The sequence below is a fragment of the Streptomyces sp. NPDC050610 genome, from assembly GCF_040654875.1.
Lineage (GTDB): Bacteria > Actinomycetota > Actinomycetes > Streptomycetales > Streptomycetaceae > Streptomyces.
The window spans coordinates 44,732-62,012 of sequence record NZ_JBFAIV010000018.1 but is presented as its reverse complement, the minus strand read 5'-3'; the positions used below and the strand labels follow the sequence as shown (position 1 = coordinate 62,012).

Annotated in this window: 16 protein-coding genes; 8 read left to right on the top strand and 8 right to left on the bottom strand. The window is 70.6% G+C overall.

Annotated elements, in window-relative coordinates; translation table 11 throughout:
* Nucleotides 1-44 precede the first annotated feature (44 nt).
* Nucleotides 45-668 (top strand): TetR family transcriptional regulator, encoded by a 624-nt coding sequence (locus AB0I22_RS22555; RefSeq protein ID WP_363132644.1) that lies wholly within the window; start codon nt 45-47, stop codon nt 666-668.
* A gap of 268 nt (nt 669-936) precedes the next feature.
* Here the strand turns inward: AB0I22_RS22555 and AB0I22_RS22550 are convergent, their stop codons facing one another.
* The 5 genes from AB0I22_RS22550 to AB0I22_RS22530 form a co-directional block, all read right to left on the bottom strand.
* Entirely contained in the window at nt 937-1,986 is a 1,050-nt protein-coding gene (locus tag AB0I22_RS22550; protein ID WP_363132643.1) for a ThiF family adenylyltransferase, read from the bottom strand.
* A complete protein-coding gene (locus AB0I22_RS22545; RefSeq protein ID WP_363132642.1) occupies nt 1,986-3,119 on the bottom strand; it encodes a hypothetical protein in 1,134 nt (377 codons plus the stop codon). Before AB0I22_RS22545 ends, AB0I22_RS22550 begins: the two co-directional genes overlap by 1 nt.
* 67 nt (nt 3,120-3,186) lie before the next feature.
* A complete protein-coding gene (locus AB0I22_RS22540) occupies nt 3,187-4,404 on the bottom strand; it encodes an acyl-CoA dehydrogenase family protein (RefSeq protein ID WP_363132641.1) in 1,218 nt (405 codons plus the stop codon).
* A gap of 149 nt (nt 4,405-4,553) precedes the next feature.
* Complete coding sequence (locus AB0I22_RS22535; RefSeq protein WP_363132640.1) at nt 4,554-4,943, bottom strand: SCP2 sterol-binding domain-containing protein; 390 nt, start codon at nt 4,941-4,943, stop codon at nt 4,554-4,556.
* A gap of 1,045 nt (nt 4,944-5,988) precedes the next feature.
* Complete coding sequence (locus AB0I22_RS22530) at nt 5,989-6,375, bottom strand: DUF397 domain-containing protein (RefSeq protein ID WP_363132639.1); 387 nt, start codon at nt 6,373-6,375, stop codon at nt 5,989-5,991.
* Nucleotides 6,376-6,787: 412 nt separating this feature from the next.
* Between AB0I22_RS22530 and AB0I22_RS22525 the strand changes: the two genes are divergently transcribed.
* On the top strand, nt 6,788-7,219 hold the full coding sequence (locus tag AB0I22_RS22525) for a GNAT family N-acetyltransferase (RefSeq protein ID WP_363132638.1): 432 nt from the start codon (nt 6,788-6,790) through the stop codon (nt 7,217-7,219).
* 117 nt (nt 7,220-7,336) lie between these two features.
* Here AB0I22_RS22525 and AB0I22_RS22520 read toward each other — a convergent pair whose 3' ends face one another.
* Together AB0I22_RS22520 and AB0I22_RS22515 are read right to left on the bottom strand one after the other, a co-directional pair.
* Entirely contained in the window at nt 7,337-8,236 is a 900-nt protein-coding gene (locus AB0I22_RS22520; protein WP_363132637.1) for an MBL fold metallo-hydrolase, read from the bottom strand.
* A gap of 42 nt (nt 8,237-8,278) precedes the next feature.
* On the bottom strand, nt 8,279-8,506 hold the full coding sequence (locus AB0I22_RS22515; protein ID WP_363132636.1) for a hypothetical protein: 228 nt from the start codon (nt 8,504-8,506) through the stop codon (nt 8,279-8,281).
* A 171-nt stretch (nt 8,507-8,677) separates the two neighbouring features.
* Here AB0I22_RS22515 and AB0I22_RS22510 point away from each other — a divergent pair, with 171 nt between their 5' ends.
* The 3 genes from AB0I22_RS22510 (at nt 8,678) to AB0I22_RS22500 (ending at nt 10,989) form a co-directional block, all read left to right on the top strand.
* Nucleotides 8,678-8,887 carry a hypothetical protein gene (locus tag AB0I22_RS22510; RefSeq protein ID WP_363132635.1) on the top strand — a complete coding sequence of 70 codons (210 nt, stop codon included), beginning with the start codon at nt 8,678-8,680 and terminating at the stop codon, nt 8,885-8,887.
* On the top strand, nt 8,874-10,265 hold the full coding sequence (locus tag AB0I22_RS22505) for an amidase (RefSeq protein WP_363132634.1): 1,392 nt from the start codon (nt 8,874-8,876) through the stop codon (nt 10,263-10,265). Before AB0I22_RS22510 ends, AB0I22_RS22505 begins: the two co-directional genes overlap by 14 nt.
* Before the next feature lie 124 nt (nt 10,266-10,389).
* Nucleotides 10,390-10,989 (top strand): TetR/AcrR family transcriptional regulator, encoded by a 600-nt coding sequence (locus AB0I22_RS22500; protein WP_363132633.1) that lies wholly within the window; start codon nt 10,390-10,392, stop codon nt 10,987-10,989.
* A 129-nt stretch (nt 10,990-11,118) separates the two neighbouring features.
* Here the strand turns inward: AB0I22_RS22500 and AB0I22_RS22495 are convergent, their stop codons facing one another.
* On the bottom strand, nt 11,119-12,144 hold the full coding sequence (locus AB0I22_RS22495) for an ATP-dependent 6-phosphofructokinase (protein ID WP_363132632.1): 1,026 nt from the start codon (nt 12,142-12,144) through the stop codon (nt 11,119-11,121).
* A gap of 208 nt (nt 12,145-12,352) precedes the next feature.
* On the opposite strand from AB0I22_RS22495, the gene pta reads away from it, so the two are divergent.
* The 3 genes from pta to pyk all read left to right on the top strand — a co-directional run bounded on the left by pta (nt 12,353) and on the right by pyk (nt 17,251).
* Nucleotides 12,353-14,428 carry a phosphate acetyltransferase gene (gene pta / locus AB0I22_RS22490; RefSeq protein ID WP_363132631.1) on the top strand — a complete coding sequence of 692 codons (2,076 nt, stop codon included), beginning with the start codon at nt 12,353-12,355 and terminating at the stop codon, nt 14,426-14,428.
* A gap of 57 nt (nt 14,429-14,485) precedes the next feature.
* Nucleotides 14,486-15,715 (top strand): acetate kinase, encoded by a 1,230-nt coding sequence (locus AB0I22_RS22485; protein ID WP_363132630.1) that lies wholly within the window; start codon nt 14,486-14,488, stop codon nt 15,713-15,715.
* 96 nt (nt 15,716-15,811) lie between these two features.
* Nucleotides 15,812-17,251: a pyruvate kinase gene (pyk, locus tag AB0I22_RS22480; protein WP_363132629.1), complete on the top strand. Its 1,440-nt coding sequence runs from the start codon at nt 15,812-15,814 to the stop codon at nt 17,249-17,251.
* Nucleotides 17,252-17,281 lie beyond the last annotated feature (30 nt).

The following is a 17,281-nucleotide window of genomic DNA, read 5'->3' as shown; positions in this document are numbered from 1 at the left end:
AGTCGAAAAGCGACTCTCAGTCGGTGAGTATCCTTGGGGGCACTATGGCAGTCAAGTCCAGACGTGAGGAATACGCGGCCCTCACCCGCGCCGCGCTCTTGGAGGCGGCCTCGGGCCTGTTCGCGGAGAAGGGGTTCGACGCCACGTCCATCGACGACCTCGCCGCAGCGGCCCGGGTCAGCAAGGGCGCCGTCTACCACCACTTCGCGGACAAGCGGGCCATCTTCGACGAGGTGTTCCGGGTCGCCCAGCAGGACGCCATCGGGCAGGTCCTGACGGCGGCGCTGGCCGTGCCCGGGCCGGACGCCACCCCGTGGGAAGTGGCGTCCGAGGCCGTGCAGGCGTTTCTGCGCGGTTACGTGGCCGACGAGCACAAGCGGTCGCTGCTGCGCCAGTCCGCCGAGGTGCTCGGCGTGCGGCGGTGCCGGGAGATCGACGAGGAACTGGCGCTGCCGCACATGAAGGGTCTGCTGGAGACGGTCCGGGAGCGCGGCGAACTCCAGTCCGTGGCGCTGGACGCCACGGCCGTCGTCATCTTCGGCACCCTCTGCGAGGCGGCCACGTCGGTGGCGTTCGCGGGCGATCCCACGCGGACGTGCCAGGAGATGTCCGAGGTGGTCGGCCATATGCTGGGCGGCTTGCGCAAGGCGCCGGAGGCGTCGGCCTGACCGGTGGCCTGGCTGTCACGCCGGTCTGAACCGGGCCTGGCTGTCACGCGGGTCCGACCGTGTCGGCCGGGGTGTTGGGACCGGCCGGGTCGCCTGGGTGCGCTCGGCGTACGGCCTGACAGAGTGTCACGCGGCCCGTCGGCTGAGCTGTCGGCCGTACTCGTCGTACGGCCTGACGGAGTATCACGCGGCGGGCCGGGCGGGGGTCATCGTGTGACGCCCCGCCCGGCCCTTTCGCCGGGTACGGCTCCCTGACGCCGGGTGCGGTTCAGGAAGCCGCTTCGGGGGTATCCCGGCCGTTTCGTGCCGCGTCGCTCGCGGCGCGGTTGCGCGTCGCGAGCTTGCGGAGCCCGCCGATGAGCACGAGCGGCCGTTCCAGTTCCGCGGCCAGTCGGCGAGGCAGCGGGCGGGTGGCGCTGTGTGCGTTGACGGCGACGTTGCGCTTGACCGGGGCCCCGGAGAGGATCTCCGCGGTCATCCGGGAGGTGAGCGCGCCGAACAGCAGCGAGGCGTAGACGAGTTGCGGCACGCTGTAGCCGTCCTCGCCCAGGTGCTCGCGGGCGTTCTTGAGCATCTCCAGCGGAATGAACCGGGTGGGGATCACGCGGAAGAGCAGCGTCCAGATGACCGCGTGGTCGACCTGGTGCGCGCTGACCCTGCCGTCGAAGGGCTCGGAACCCGCACGCCGGTAGTCGTAGAACCGGATGTACTGGGTGCCGGCCATGTCGTACCCCGTCAGCACGGGGACCCGGGCCCGCGCCGCGGCGCGGTGCAGCGTGTACTTGGCCTGCCAGCCGGAGCGTTCGGTGACGTCGACGCCGTCGATGACCACCGAGCACCCCGCGACCAGCTTGTCCGCGTTGTCCTCGGTGATGCCCTCCGGCACCGTCTCGGCCTTGACGTACGGATTGATGGCCCGTACGCGCTCCGCGGCCACCTCCGCCTTGTGGCGCCCGATGTCGGCGTAGGCGGCGTGCTGCCGGTTGAGGTTGTTCAGTTCGAAGCTGCCGGTGTCGGCCATGACGAAGTCCTGCACGCCGATACGGGCCAGCGGCTCCACGGCGGCCCCGCCGGTCGATCCGCAGCCGGCTATCAGCAGCCGGGCCTTACCGAGCCGCTGCTGGGTCGCGGACGAGATGAAGCCGCGGTTGCGTTCGGTGAACTCCGCGTAGAACGCGTCGCGGTCCTCGGGCATGGCGGTCTCGGGCGCCGACGGTGTCTCGGGCGCCGACGGGGTGTCGGGTGTCGCCGAACCGTCGGACGCCGCCGAACCGTCGGACGCAGCCGAAGCGGCGCCGGATAGCGAAGTATCGGTCACTACGCCGCCACCTCGATGTGCTGCACGGAGCCGGAGAGTTCGGACAGCAGGTCCCGTACGGCCTTGAAGGGGGCGTCCGCCGCGGCGGCTCGCTGGACCACGGCGGTACGGCGGACCGTCTCCTCGGACGAGGGGAGATGTGCGAGGAAGGGGTACACCTTCTCGCGGGTGACGTACATGGGGTGCATGAGTTCCTTCAGGCCGAGGCGGGGCGTCGTCCCGTCCAGCAGATGGACGTCGAGGCCCAGGAGCACCAGGTGGCGCAGTGCCACGTGCTTCTCGACGTCGCCGATCAGCATTCTGGTCGTGTGGCGCTCCTGGCAGAGGATCCCCGAGATGCCGGCCAGCAGCCCCAGCATGACCCGCAGCCGCATGGTGCGGTCGGTGAGGGAGTGCGCCTGCACGAAGCGCTTCACTTCCCGTACGGAGTGCGTGGTCAGGCCGTCGTAGGGCTTGAGCAGCGACAACAGGCGCAGGTTATGGGCCTGTTCGCAGGGGAACAGCCTGCGGTCCGGGGCGTCCAGGGGGCGCGGGGCGTGGTCCTCGCTGTGTGCGAGCGAGACGTAGCCGAGAATCCGGCCGGTCTCCTGATCGGTGGTGATGACGTGGATGTCGGACTCGTGAATTCCCTGCACGGGTTCGCAGAAGAGCGAGTTGTCGAAGACGATGTCCTCGCTCGCGTAGCCCGCGCGCAGATATTCGGAGAGCCGGAATCCGGCCAGCCCCAGCAGATAGCGCTCCGGTATGGCCGAGGTGGGCGCGGCCGTGGTGATGACGCCCTTGCCGTGGGCGGCCCGGTAGACGTAGGAGTCCGTACGGTGCAGCCGGCCCGCCAGCCCGCCGAAGCTGAGCCTGCTGTGCAGCCGGAGGATGTCCTCTATGTAGCGGCGGCGTACACCGCTCTCGGAGGCGGCGGGGGCCTCGGCTCGTACGTCGGTCCCGTCCGAGGTATCCGTCCCGTCCGGAACGGGCGTCCCGGCCGGAGCGGCCGGTCCGTCGGGAAGGGCGGGGATGACGGGAACGGCGGGAACGACGGGTTCGACCGCGGGGGAGCCCTCGGTATCGGGGGGCAGGCCCAACGGCACGAGCCAGGGGTGGGCGGAGCCGGCCGCCGGCGGAGTCGTCGTGGTCATTTGGTGCTCCTCACGTTGGCGTTGAGAACGGGAAGAACGGCAACAACGAGCGTTGCGGGGCGGGTGCTCAGAAGTCGTCCTCCGCGTACAGGGCCTCGGTGATGGCCAGGGCGAGCACCTCGGGAGTGCCCTCGTAGATGCGGGCGCCGAAGGACTCCCGTACGAACTTCTCCATTCCGTTCTCGCGCAGGTAACCGCGCGCGCCCATGAGGGACATGGCCTCCTGCGCCACCTCGATGGCGACCCGGTCGGCGAAGAGCTTCGCGGTGGCGGGCTCGTACGTGGGCGCGGGGATCTCGGTGTCCGCCGCCTGCGCCGCCTTCAGGTACATCAGCCGGGAGGCTTCGACCTTCGCCGCCATTTCGGCGAGCTTGCGGGCGGTGAACTGGTGCTGGTGGAGCGGCACGCCGCCCTGGACGCGCTCGGCGCACCAGTCCTTGGCGAGGTCGAAGGCGCCGCGGGCGACGCCCGTGGAGATCGCGGCGACCGTGGCCCGCGCCATGTTCATCTGCTGGATGTTGATGAGCATGCCGTTGCCCTCGCCGCCGACGACGTTCTCGGCGGGGACGCGGACGTTGTCGAACAGCAACTCGCTGCCCAGGCAGGCGCGATAGCCCAGCTTGTCGGCGACCGGGCCGCGGGTGACGCCGGGGGAGTCGAGCGGCACGATGAACGCGGTGAGGCCGGTGGCGCCCGGGTGGCCCTCGATGTTGGCGTACACGCTGCCGAACTCCGCGAGCCGCGCGTTGGTGATGAACCGCTTGCGGCCGGTCAGCAGGTAGCTGTCGCCGTCCCGGCGGGCCTGGACCACGTCGACGGCGTGCTCGGCGTTCTCCGGGATCAGCAGGTCGCAGCCGGCCTGGTCCTCGGTGATCGCGTTGCAGGCCAGGACCGGGTTGTCGCCGGAGAACAGCGGCAGGAACCGGGCCTGGAGGTGCGGGTCGCTGGAGAGCAGCACCGGGGCCTGGCCCAGCAGCGTCGCGCCGAATATGAGGGCGGTGCCGGCACAGGCCGCCGCGATCTCCTCCAGGGCCACCGCCACGCCGAGCACGCCCAGCCCCAGCCCGCCGTACTCCTTCGGGACCACCAGGCGCAGCAGCCCCGCCTCGTGCCCGAGGCGCACCAGCTCCCAGTCGAAGTCCTCGGCCGGCGCGCGGTCGTTGTCCGCGACCCGGGGACGTACGTCCTTGTCGACGAACTCCTTGATCCGCTCCCGGAGTTCCTGGATCTGCGGCGGTTCCGCGAGGAAGTCGACGGGGGCGCTCTGGAATGCAGTGTCGCTCATTGGTATCCGTTCATTGTTCCTGGGCATGCGGAGGCATGCCTGGTGCTGTGCCGTGCGGAACCGTCGGCGTGGTGCCGCAAGGAGAAGGGTTGAGCACGGCCTCTGCTGAGGCCGGGTGTTCGTGCGGGCCGTACGGGCGAGGGGGCCCGTTAGACGGGCAGGCCCTCGTCCGCGGCGATCTGGGGGTACTGGTCGAAGGCGGGCTGGAGCAGGGGCACGAATTCCAGCACCTTGGCCACGCTGCCCTTGATCCGCACCTTTCCGGTGGCGAGCGCCACCGGCATCAGCAGCTTGCCCAGCCAGAGGCTGTGCGCGGTGTCGCTGGTCATCTTGATGCGTATCGCGGCGGGCGCCGGGGGAGCGCCGACGTGCACGCCGTCCGGCGTGACGTACAGCTCGACGTCGGGCTTCACCTGGATGAGGTGCAGCGAGATCCCGGACTCGCGCATGCGCTTGGTGAAGGTCTCGTCCTTGAGAAGGATGTTGAACAGGTCGCTGAAGATGCGGACCGCTTTTTCGGATGACTCGAATACGGGCACCAGGAAACTCCTTACGGACAGGGGGGATTGCGCCGCCGAAGCGGCGGCGCGCATACAACGCTGGTTCGGTGGGGCAGGGGATGTCGCGCCGCGATACGAGCGGCGATACAGCGGATTACGGAATGGCATGAACACCACACGCGGCGCTGCCACGGCGGCCGTTCACGCACGGCGGTTTTCGGGAATGACGTCATGGCCGACGGCTCGGGTTCGAGAATCCGGCGCCGCGCGACGAAGGGTGGACGGAGCGACCGCGAGCGGCCTCGAAAAGGCACTGCGGCGTGCGAGTGGGCGAGAGAAGCAAGTAAAGGGCGCGACGGCGTGGCGCAGGGGGCGTCGGCGCTGCCACGAAAAGTGCCGTGACGGCCGCGCGACGGGCTACGGTCGCGAATACCGCCGTCGCGACGAGGGGCACACCGCCATTGCGGCGGCACGCCTGGGCGGCGGCGACGAATGTGGGGGGATGGTTCGCGTGTCGGTCAGGGTGAGCATCCGGTGAGCGGACAAGTACCCGTAGGGGCACTGATGTCCAAGACGTGGTTCGGTGGCTTGAGCCGCAGGAGCACGGGTGTTGCGATCCCCCGATCGTGACGAATTCCGGATGACACAGACGGTGACACGTGTTTCCCCTTGGTAATTCCCCGTTTGGCGCGATGAGGCCAGGTAACCCACCGGCGGTCGCGCCGGCCGTCACGCGCGGCAATCGCGCTGAACCTGCCCCAGGTTCTGACTAGGAGTCGGTTTCCGACTTTAGGTTACTCAAGAAGCGTGCCAGGTGCATACCTGTTGAGTCAAGAACGATCCACTGAACGGGGAGGCAGTCGTTACCTGCCCAATCGGTCATGCGAGGGCAGGCCCAAGGGCATTGCGGGCAACGGGAGTTCACCGCCCATACACCTTGGGAGCGGGCCCACAAAAACGCACCGCCCCGAGGAAGTGTGGGGGCGGTGCGTTTTCGTACAGCGTTACCGGGCGGGCCTCCGCCCGCCGTTGGGACGTTCGGAACGTTCAGAGGTTGAACGCGGGGGCTGGGGACGGCCGTTGCTCAGGCCGTGGCCGCGTATGAGACGAAGGCGGTCCAGGCGGCGGGCGTGACGGCGAGTTGGGGGCCCTGCTTGTCCTTGGAGTCCCGGACGTGGACGGTGCGGGGGCAGGGGCGGACTTCGAGGCAGGCACCGCCTTCGCCGCTGCTGTGAGAGGACTTGCTCCAATCGGTGGAGACTTCTACACACTCTCCACCCTCGCCACTGCTGTGGGTGGACTTGCTCCAGTCGGCGGCTACTTCTACGCACTCGCCACCGGCGCCACCGCTGTGGTTGGACTTGCGCCACTCGATTGCCACCTCGACGCAGGCACCGCCTTCGCCGCCGCTGTAGGTGCTTTTGAACCAGGCGAGTTCGGGGACGCTGTGCACGGAACCTTCAGTGTTCATAGTTCTCCCAGCATCTTCTCGATCAGGGTCAGCGACTCGTGGGGCGTGAGAGCCTGAGCTGGACGCTTCTTGGGGGTTACCAGGATGAACGGTCCGTCCATATGTGGGTGTTCTCTACAGTCGTTGAGTATCACCTGAAGTTCAACGGTCCGTAGCAGACCGAAGTGCGAGCGCTGCCTCAGTTGTTCCGCGCTGTGGCGGAACCCTTCGTCGAACTCTCTCTGTGCTGACCTGGCCCGTCCCCTAGCAGCGTTACCCGCTTGCCGATGACCTTGAAGGGGGCGTCCGTCTCATGCGTCTCGGCCGCCCGCTCGGGCTGCGGCGGAATTCTCGCTGCGCATGGAAAGGGCACTGACCAGGACACTCACTGGCAGAACTGACCTCCGGGCCGGTGCCGCCTAGCATGAGGTGCGTGGACTTTACGAACGATTCGTACGATGTGCGCGAAGGCGTGCCCTCTGTTGAGATCTTCCGCCGCCTGCGCACCGCTGCCGGTCTCTCCGACCGCGACCCTGAGGCGGTCGCGCTGGCGCTGTCCGGCACTTGGTACTGCGTGGTTCTGCATCACGAGGGCGAGCCCATCGGTATGGGGCGGATCGTGGGCGACGGCGGTACCGCGTTCCAGCTCGTCGATATCTGCGTGGACCCCGCGCACCAGGGGAAGGGCCTCGGCCGGCGCATCATGGCCGCGCTCACCGACGAGCTGGAGCGCCGGGCGCCCGCTACCGCGTACGTCTCGCTGATCGCGGACGGGCCGGCGCGCTTCCTCTACGAGAAGTTCGGCTTCGCCGACACCGCCGAGCACGGGTCGATCGGCATGTACCGCTTCATGCGCGGCGGCTGAGGGGCTGATCGGGCGCGGGGGCTGTTGCCTCCGATGCGGCCTGGGGGCCGTGTCCAGTGCCGTGCGTCGCTGTCACCGCGTCATGCCCGCGGTGGCAGCGACGGCTTGGCGACGGCATCAGGAAGCGGGTACGAGCCGCAGCCGGTAGGCGTCCCCGTGGGTGACCACGCGGCCGGCGGTGGGCGGGGCGAAGTGGGTGCCGAGGAGGAGGGTGTCCGTGTCGGCGAGGGAGCCGAGCAGCTTGTGGCGTGTGGCCTCGGACTGCTGCGGGTCGATGTCGACGCAGGCGCCGATGGCGGGGTGGGCGAGCTGGACGGGGTGGTGGACGCAGTCGCCGGAGATCACCGCCGTCTCGCCCTGGCTGGTCAGTTCCACGGCGACGTGGCCGGGAGTGTGGCCGGGCGTCGGGATGAGGCGTACGCCCGGGGCGATCTCGGCGCCGTTGGACGGGACGTCGACGGCGTGCAGCAGGCCTGCCTGTTCGACCGGGATCACGGAGTCGGCGAACATCTGCCGGCGTGCCTCATCCATGTCGTACGTGGCCCAGAAGTCGCGTTCGGCGCGCGTGGTGAGGTAGCGGGCGTTGGGGAAGGTGGGGACCCATTCGCCGTTCACCTGCCGGGTGTTCCAGCCGACGTGGTCGGCGTGCAGGTGGGTGAGGATCACCAGGTCGACGGAGTCCGGGGGGAAGCCGGCGGCGGTGAGGCGCTCCAGGAAGTCGGTCCGCAGGTTGTGCCAGGCCGGGTTGGCCCGCTCCTTGCCGTTGCCGATGCCGGTGTCCACGAGGACGCGCAGCCCGTCCACGACGAACGCGAAGCTGTGGCTGTCGATGTGCAGGATGCCGTCGCGGCCGGCGAAGTGGGGGTGCAGCCAGTCCTGGGCGGTCACGACCTCGGGGGTGGCGTCGGGCAGCAGCCAGGGTCCGGTCGCGGGCGGCAGGGGTACTTCGTCGACGCGGTGGACGGTGACGCCGCCCACGGTCCAGGAGGGGATGAGGGGGGCGGGGGAGGTGTTCATGGTGTGGTGCTTCCTTTGCTTTCTTCAGCGGGAACGGTCGGTTCAGCGGGAGTGGTCGGTTTCGGCGCGGACTGCCCCGCGCCGCGACGCGGCCAGCGCCTCCAGGGCCGCCAGTGCGAGGAGGGCGGCGGCGATGGCGTACGCGTGTGAGGTGGCCCCCAGCCCGTAGCGCCGGGTGGTGAATCCCTGTAGGGCTCCGGGCTCCGGGCTCCGGGCCCCGGGGCCGCGTGCCGACACGGGCGGGCCGGTGGGAGCGGTGCGCGGGGGCACGGGCGAGCGTCGGTCACGACTCTGGGCATGGGGCTCCTTGCGTATTCCGCACTCCGTAAACGCAACGCGTTTGCGTTAAGTCGACCGTAAGGCCTACAGTCGAGCTAACGCAAACCGTTAGCTTTTAGTGCGGGGCGCCTCGCCGTCGCGCCCCTGACCAGGAGAGAAGCCGTGCCCTCCGCCGAACTCACGCCTCCCGAGGCCGCCCGCTGGGCCGCCCGTGCCGGGCTGTCACTGCCCGGCGGCCGCCACACCGCGGCCGCCGCCACCGCCAACCACATCCACTCCGTCGTCGCGGTCCTGCGGGAACTGGACTTCGGGGACACCCCGCCCGCCGGCGCCTACCGCGCGGGAAAGGAGCAGCACGATGCAGCCGTATGAGTTGTCCCTCGCCGCCGCCGCTCAGCGGATCCGGGCCCGGCAGCTGTCCCCCGTCGAGCTGGTGGACTCGGTCCTCGACCGCATCGACCAGGTGAATCCGCACGTCGAGGCCTATGTCGCGGTCGCCGCGGAGCAGGCCCGCGACGCGGCGCGCGAGGCCGAGCGGGAAGCGGCCGGCGGCGTGTTCCGGGGGCCGCTGCACGGCGTACCGGCCGGGCTCAAGGACCTGATCGACGTCGCCGGTACGCCCACCACCGCCAGCTCCCGGGTCCGGGCCGGCCACCGCGCGGCCGCCGACAGCACGGTCGCCGCCCGGCTGCGGGCCGCGGGCTCCGTCCTGGTCGGCAAGACCCACACCCACGAGTTCGCGTACGGACTGACCACCCCGCAGACCGGCAACGCCTGGGACCGCGGCCGGGTCGCGGGCGGCTCCAGCGGCGGGTCCGCCGTCGCGGTGGCCGCCGGGGCGGCGACCTTCGCCCTCGGCACCGACACCGGCGGATCGATCCGGGTCCCCGCCGCGCTGAACGGGGTCGTGGGCCTCAAGCCGACCTACGGGCTGGTGCCCCGCCACGGCGTCACGTCCCTGTCCTGGTCGCTGGACCACGTCGGCCCCGTCACCCGCACCGTCGAGGACGCGGCCCTGGTCCTGACCGTCCTCGCCGGACACGACCCGCGCGACCCCGCCTCGCTGGCCACCCCCGCCGTCGACCACCGGCCGGAACGGGAGCCGGATCTGACGGGCGTGCGCGTCGGCGTGCCGCGCAACTACTACTTCGACCACGTCGACGCGGAAGTCGAGGCCGCCGTCCGCCAGGGCATCGCCCACCTGGAGAAGCTCGGCGCCCGGCTCGTCGAGATCGACATCCCGATGACCCGGTACATCCAGGCCACCCAGTGGGGGCTGATGGTGCCGGAGGCCACCGCCTACCACGAGGGCACGCTGCGTACGGTCCCCGATCTGTACCAGCCGGACGTCCGCATCCTCCTGGAGGCCGGCGAGCTGATGGGCGCGGGCGACTATCTGCGCGCCCAGCGTTCCCGGACGCTGATGCAGGAGGAATGGGCCCGCATCCTGGAGGAAGTCGACGTGATCGCCGCCCCGTCGGTCCCGATGACCGCGGTGAAGGCCGGCCAGGAGACCGTCACCTGGTCCGACGGATCGGTCGAGGCCGTCTCCGACGCTTACGTGCGTCTCTCCTCCCCGGCCAACATCACCGGTGTGCCCGCCCTGTCCGTTCCGGTGGGCCACGACACGGCGGGCATGCCGATCGGCATGCAGCTGCTCGGGCGGCCCTTCGGTGAGCGGGAACTGCTGCGAGTGGGCCACGCCTACGAGCGGACGCAGTCCGCCCGGCCGCTCGCGCCGGTCGCCTGAACGCGGCGTGCGAGCCGGGCCGAGGCGGGGCGGTACGGGGCCTGGCCCGCCCCCACGCCGTTCGGCTCCCGTCGCCCTGGTGCGCGCCCTCCTAAACGCAAGGATTGTGCTTTAAGGTGGTGTCATGAGCCGTAAGCAGATGGTGCGCCCCGGCGGGCGCAGCGCCCGGGTGCAGACGTCGGTGCACACCGCTGTCCGGGAAATCCTGTCGGAGCAGGGCCGCGACGCGCTGACCGTCCCGCTGGTCGCCCAGCGCGCCGGAGTCACCCCCTCGACGATCTACCGCCGCTGGGGCGACCTACAGGAACTGCTGTCGGACGTCGCGGTGGAGCGGCTGCGGCCCGATACCGAGCCGGAGGGCCACGGCGACCTGAAGGCCGACCTGACGGCCTGGGCCGAGCAGTTCCTCGACGAGATGTCGTCCGCGTCGGGCCGTGCCTACATCCGTGACGCGCTGCTCGGTGACCCGGACGGCAGCAACGCCGGCCAATGCTCGGCCTACGCGGCCGAACAGATCGACGTGATCTTCGCTCGGGCGGCCGACCGCGAGGCGAGCGTTCCCGATGTCGAGACGGCGATGGACCGCATCGTCGCCCCCATGATGTACCGCATCCTCTTCCGCCCGGCCGGACTCGACGCCGCGTACGCCCGCCGCCTCGTGAGCGATTTCCTCGACGCGAGCGAGAAGGTGGGCGAGCAGGCGGGCGAGAAGCCCGGCCGCTGACCGGGTGCGGGGGGTACGAGCACACCCCCCGCCCGGCCAACAGCGCGGCCTGCGCCCGGAGCTGACCCGCAGTCAGCTGAAGTCGACCCGCCGCCGAAGCCGAAGTGGAAACCGCCCCCCACCGCCCGGCTAGAAGACCGACTCCGCCTCGTTCATCCGGTTCTCCGGCACCCGCTTCAGCTCTGTCACGGCCTCCGCCAGCGGCACCATCGTGATGTCCGTGCCGCGCAGCGCCGTCATGTTGCCGAAGTCGCCCCGGTGGGCGGCTTCGACGGCGTGCCAGCCGAAGCGGGTGGCGAGGACGCGGTCGTACGCGGTGGGGGTGCCGCCGCGCTGGACGTGGCCGAGGATGACCGGGCGGGCCTCCTTGCCGAGGCGCCGTTCGAGTTCCACGGCCAGCCGGTTGCCGATGCCCGCGAAGCGCTCGTGGCCGAACTGGTCGATGGCGCCCTTCTCGTAGTCCATCGAGCCCTCGGCGGGGTGCGCGCCCTCGGCGACGCAGACGACCGCGAACTTCTTGCCGCGCGAGAAGCGCTCCTCGACCATTTTCACCAGGTCGTCGACCTCGAAGCGGCGCTCCGGCAGGCAGATGCCGTGCGCGCCGCCCGCCATGCCGGACTCCAGGGCGATCCAGCCCGCGTGCCGGCCCATGACCTCCACGACCATGACGCGCTGGTGCGACTCGGCGGTGGTCTTGAGGCGGTCGATGGCCTCGGTGGCGACGCCGACGGCGGTGTCGAAGCCGAAGGTGCGGTCGGTGGCGGAGATGTCGTTGTCGATGGTCTTGGGGACGCCGACGACCGGGACGCCCGCGTCGGAGAGCATCCGGGCGGCGGTGAGAGTGCCCTCGCCGCCGATGGGAATGAGCACGTCGATGCCGTACGCGCGGGAGAAGTCCTGGGCGCTCTCGCACGCCTCGCGCAGCCGGTCGCGTTCCAGGCGGGCGGAGCCGAGGATGGTGCCGCCGCGGGCCAGGATGCCGCTGACCGCGTCGAGGTCGAGTTTGCGGAACCGCCCGTCGAGGAGGCCCTTGAAGCCGTCTTCGAAGCCGATGACCTCGTCGCCGTGGCCGACGAGCGCTCGGTGCACCACCGAACGGATGACAGCGTTGAGGCCGGGGCAGTCGCCGCCTGCGGTGAGAACTCCGATGCGCATCGTGCTGTGTCTCCTGCTCGCTACCGGTACATGTGAGCCAGTTTGATTGTTTCATGACCCCGGTGGCACTGCTGCCCCCACCTCTCGCTGCGCCCTATCCAGGGCCGCGGGTATTGTCAAGAGGGCAAGCCCGCCATACCGGGTGTTTTTGACCAGAAAACCGGCAAAAGCACAGCTGCTGGACCGAGATGGATCAAGGAGAGCACGCGTGACGCGCAGCGTATACGTGACCGGGATCGACCGCGGCGACGGCCGGCAGGTCGTCGAACTCGGAGTCATGGAACTCCTGACCCGCCATGTGGACCGAGTGGGCATCTTCCGCCCCCTCCTGCACGACGGCCCCGACCGCCTCTTCGATCTGCTGCGGTCCCGCTATCGGCTCGGCCAGACCCCGGAGGCGGCCTCCGGGATGACGTACGCGGAAGCCACCGCGATCCAGGCCGAGCAGGGCACCGACGAACTGGTCTCCCAGCTCGTCGAGCGCTTTCTCGCGGTCGGCCGCGAATACGAGTACGTGCTGGTGCTCGGCACCGACTACGGCGCCACCAACCTCCCCGACGAACTGGCGCTCAACGCCCGGCTCGCCAACGAGTTCGGCGCCTTCGTCGTCCCCGTCGTCGGCGGCCAGGACCAGAGCGCCGAGTCCGTACGGTCGGAGGCCCGCAACGCCTACCGCGCCTACGAGGCGCTCGGCTGCGACGTCGTCGCCCTGGTCGTCAACCGGGTCGCGCCCGGCGACCGCGCCGCCATCGTCGAACGGCTCGCCGCCCGGCTGCCCGTGCCCTGCTACGCGCTGCCCGAGGACGCCTCGCTCTCCGCGCCCACCGTCGCCCAGATCGTCCAGTCCCTCGACGCCGAAGTGCTGCTCGGCGACGCCGCCGGGCTCGCCCGCGACGTACGGAACTTCGTCTTCGGCGGCGCCATGCTGCCCACCTTCCTCAAGGCCCTCACCGAAGGCTGCATGGTCGTCACCCCCGGGGACCGCGCCGACCTCATCGTCGGCGCGCTCGCCGCGCACAGCGCCGGGGCGCCGCCCATAGCCGGCGTGGTGCTCACCCTCGACGAGCGCCCCGGCCCCGACATCCTCGCGCTCGCCTCCCGGCTCGCCCCCGGCACGCCCGTCGTCTCGGTGCCGGGCGGCTCCTTCCCCACCGCCGAGCAGCTCTTCTCGATCGAGGGCAAGCTCGACGCCGCCTCGCCGCGCAAGGCCGAGACCGCCCTCGGACTCTTCGAACGGCACGTGGACACGGCCGAGCTGACGCGGCGCATCTCCGTCGCCCGGTCCGGCCGGACCACGCCGATGATGTTCGAGCACGAGCTGATCGAACGGTCCCGCACCGGACGCCGCCGGGTCGTCCTGCCCGAGGGCACCGAGGAGCGCGTACTGCGCGCCGCCGACGTGCTGCTGCGCCGGGACGTCTGCGATCTGACGCTCCTCGGCGAGGAGACCGCGATCCGCAAGCGCGCCGCCGAACTCTCCATCGACCTCGGCGACGCCCACCTCATCGACCCGCACACCTCCCCGCTGCGCGAGCGGTTCGCCGAGCTGTACACCCAGCTGCGCGCGCACAAGGGCATCAGCTACGAGCTGTCCTACGACGTCGTCGCCGATGTCTCCTACTTCGGCACGCTCATGGTCCAGGAGGGCATGGCCGACGGCATGGTCTCCGGCGCGGTGCACTCGACCGCCGCCACCATCCGCCCCGCCTTCGAGATCATCAAGACCAAGCCGGGCGCGCAGATCGTGTCGTCCGTCTTCTTCATGTGCCTCGCCGACCGGGTGCTCGTCTACGGCGACTGCGCCGTCAACCCCGACCCGGACGCCGAGCAGCTCGCGGACATCGCCATCCAGTCGGCCGCCACCGCCGCCCGGTTCGGCGTCGAGCCGCGCATCGCGATGCTGTCGTACTCCACCGGCACCTCCGGCTCCGGCGCCGACGTCGACAAGGTCCGCAAGGCGACCGAACTCGTCCGCGAGCGCCGCCCGGACCTTCTGGTGGAGGGGCCGATCCAGTACGACGCGGCCGTCGACGCGGCGGTCGCGCGCACCAAGCTGCCGGAGTCGGAGGTCGCGGGCCGGGCCACGGTGCTGATCTTCCCGGACCTGAACACCGGCAACAACACGTACAAGGCCGTGCAGCGCTCCGCGGGCGCCGTCGCCGTCGGCCCGGTCCTCCAGGGGCTGCGCAAGCCGGTCAACGACCTCTCCCGCGGCGCGCTGGTGCAGGACATCGTGAACACCGTCGCCATCACGGCCGTACAGGCCCAGGGCGAGCAGCCGTAGCCACGCAACAGCCGCGATCCGCGAACACCCGTCCGCCGCCTACCGGAAAGCCCGTCCATGACTGCGAACGCCGGCGCCAGCGCCGATGCCACCCACGTGCTCGTCCTCAACTCCGGCTCCTCCTCGGTCAAGTACCAGCTGCTCGACATGGCCGACAGCGCCCGCCTCGCCACCGGCCTGGTGGAGCGCATCGGCGAGGAGACCTCCCGGCTGACGCACTCCCCGCTCGCCACCGGCGGCGCCAAGCGGGAGCGCGAGCGGCCGATCGCCGACCACGACGAGGCGCTGCGGGCCGTCACCGAGGAGCTGGCCGCGGACGGGCTGGGGCTCGACTCGCCGGAGCTCGCCGCGATCGGCCACCGCGTCGTGCACGGCGGGCAGCGGTTCAGCGGGCCGACCGTCATCGACCGGGACGTGCTGGCGGAGATCGAGCGGCTGATCCCCGTCGCGCCGCTGCACAACCCGGCCAACATCTCCGGCATCCGCACGGCCATGGGGCTGCGCCCGGATCTGCCGCAGGTCGCGGTCTTCGACACCGCCTTCCACACCACGATGCCGGAGCACGCGGCGCGGTACGCCATCGACGTCGAGACCGCCGACGCGCACCGCATCCGCCGCTACGGCTTCCACGGCACCTCGCACGCGTACGTCTCCCGCGAGACCGCGAAGCTGCTGGGCAAGGACGTGGCCGACGTCAACGTCATCGTGCTGCACCTGGGCAACGGGGCCTCCGCCTCCGCCGTCGAGGGCGGCCGGTGCGTGGACACCTCGATGGGGCTGACGCCTTTGGAGGGGCTCGTGATGGGTACGCGCTCCGGTGACATCGATCCGGCGGTCACCTTCCATCTGCGGCGGGTGGCCGGGATGAGCGTCGACGAGGTCGACGAGCTGCTCAACAAGAAGAGCGGCCTGATCGGCCTCTGCGGCGACAACGACATGCGCGAGATCGGCCGCCGGATGGGCGAGGGCGACCGCGCCGCGCAGCTCGCCTTCGAGATCTACGTGCACCGGCTGCGCAAGTATGTGGGCGCGTACACGGCGGTGCTCGGCCGGGTGGACGCCGTCGCGTTCACGGCGGGCGTGGGCGAGAACTCCGCGGCCGTCCGCGAGGCGTCGCTGCGCGGCCTGGGCGTGCTCGGCATCGAGGTGGACGCGGTACGCAACTCCGTGCGCGGTTCCTCGGCGCGGCTGATCTCGGCGGACACCAGCCGGGTCGCGGTCGCCGTGGTCCCGACCGACGAGGAGCTGGAGATCGCCACCCAGACGTATGCCCTGGTCAGCGCCTAGCCGACGGCCTCCGCCGCCGGCGGCCGGCACCCCTGGGCGCCGGCCTGACCCCCACTGGATTATTCCGCCCCGAAACAAACCGATAGGATCAGCTTTATGCGCCGTTCCAAAATCGTCTGCACCCTGGGCCCTGCCGCCGACTCCTACGACCAGCTCAAAGCGCTGATCGAGGCCGGCATGAACGTGGCCCGCTTCAACTTCAGCCACGGGACCCAGTCGGACCACGAGGAGCGGTACCACCGCGTCCGCAAGGCCGCCGAGGAGACCGGCCGCGCGGTCGGCGTCCTCGCCGACCTCCAGGGCCCCAAGATCCGCCTGGAGACGTTCGCCGACGGCCCGGTCGAGCTGGAGCGCGGCGACGAGTTCATCATCACCACCGAGGACGTCGCCGGCGACAAGACGATCTGCGGCACCACGTACAAGGGGCTGCCGGGCGACGTCTCCAAGGGCGACCAGGTCCTGATCAACGACGGCAACGTCGAGCTGCGGGTCACCGAGGTCGACGGCCCGCGGGTCAAGACCATCGTCATCGAGGGCGGTGTGATCTCCGACCACAAGGGCATCAACCTGCCCGGCGCGGCGGTCAACGTGCCCGCGCTGGCCGAGAAGGACGTCGAGGACCTGCGGTTCGCGCTGCGGATGGGCTGCGACATGGTCGCGCTCTCCTTCGTGCGCAACGCCGACGACGTCCGCGACGTGCACCGCGTCATGGACGAGGTCGGCCGCCGGGTGCCGGTGATCGCCAAGGTCGAGAAGCCGCAGGCCGTCGAGAACATGGAGGCCGTCGTCGCGGCGTTCGACGCCATCATGGTCGCCCGCGGCGACCTGGCCGTCGAGTACCCGCTGGAGAAGGTCCCGATGGTGCAGAAGCGCCTCGTGGAGCTGTGCCGCCGCAACGCCAAGCCGGTGATCGTCGCGACCCAGATGATGGAGTCCATGATCACCAACTCGCGGCCGACCCGCGCCGAGGCGTCCGACGTCGCCAACGCCATCCTCGACGGCGCGGACGCGGTCATGCTCTCCGCCGAGTCGAGCGTCGGCGCGTACCCGATCGAGACCGTCAAGACGATGTCCCGCATCGTCGAGGCGGCCGAGGAGGAACTGCTCTCGCGCGGCCTCCAGCCGCTGGTCCCGGGCAAGAAGCCGCGCACCCAGGGCGGCTCCGTCGCCCGCGCCGCGTGTGAGATCGCCGACTTCCTGGGCGCGACCGCGCTGGTCGCCTTCACCAAGTCCGGCGACACCGCCCGCCGCCTCTCCCGCTACCGCGCGGCCCAGCCGATCCTGGCCTTCACCACCGACGCGGACACCCGCAACCAGCTGACGCTGAGCTGGGGCATCGAGACGTACGTCGTGCCGCACGTCGACAACACCGACGCCATGGTCGACCTGGTCGACGCCGAGCTGCTCAAGCTCAACCGCTACAACGAGGGCGACGCCATGATCATTACCGCCGGCTCGCCCCCCGGCGTCCCCGGCACCACCAACATGGTCCGGGTGCACCACCTCGGCGGCCAGAACGCGGACCAGCAGGGCTGACGCACAGCGCGACCCGAACGGCGGTGGGCG

Bases quoted from the DNA above. Each gene is read 5' to 3' on its own strand.
- AB0I22_RS22500 (WP_363132633.1), top strand. From the start codon at position 10,390: ATGAGCCGTAAGCAGATGGTGCGCCCCGGCGGGCGCAGCGCCCGGGTG.
- AB0I22_RS22505 (WP_363132634.1), top strand. From the start codon at position 8,874: ATGCAGCCGTATGAGTTGTCCCTCGCCGCCGCCGCTCAGCGGATCCGG.
- AB0I22_RS22495 (WP_363132632.1), bottom strand. From the start codon at position 12,144: ATGCGCATCGGAGTTCTCACCGCAGGCGGCGACTGCCCCGGCCTCAAC.
- AB0I22_RS22555 (WP_363132644.1), top strand. From the start codon at position 45: ATGGCAGTCAAGTCCAGACGTGAGGAATACGCGGCCCTCACCCGCGCC.
- AB0I22_RS22545 (WP_363132642.1), bottom strand. From the start codon at position 3,119: ATGACCACGACGACTCCGCCGGCGGCCGGCTCCGCCCACCCCTGGCTC.
- AB0I22_RS22485 (WP_363132630.1), top strand. From the start codon at position 14,486: ATGACTGCGAACGCCGGCGCCAGCGCCGATGCCACCCACGTGCTCGTC.
- AB0I22_RS22540 (WP_363132641.1), bottom strand. From the start codon at position 4,404: ATGAGCGACACTGCATTCCAGAGCGCCCCCGTCGACTTCCTCGCGGAA.
- AB0I22_RS22520 (WP_363132637.1), bottom strand. From the start codon at position 8,236: ATGAACACCTCCCCCGCCCCCCTCATCCCCTCCTGGACCGTGGGCGGC.
- AB0I22_RS22530 (WP_363132639.1), bottom strand. From the start codon at position 6,375: ATGAACACTGAAGGTTCCGTGCACAGCGTCCCCGAACTCGCCTGGTTC.
- pyk (WP_363132629.1), top strand. From the start codon at position 15,812: ATGCGCCGTTCCAAAATCGTCTGCACCCTGGGCCCTGCCGCCGACTCC.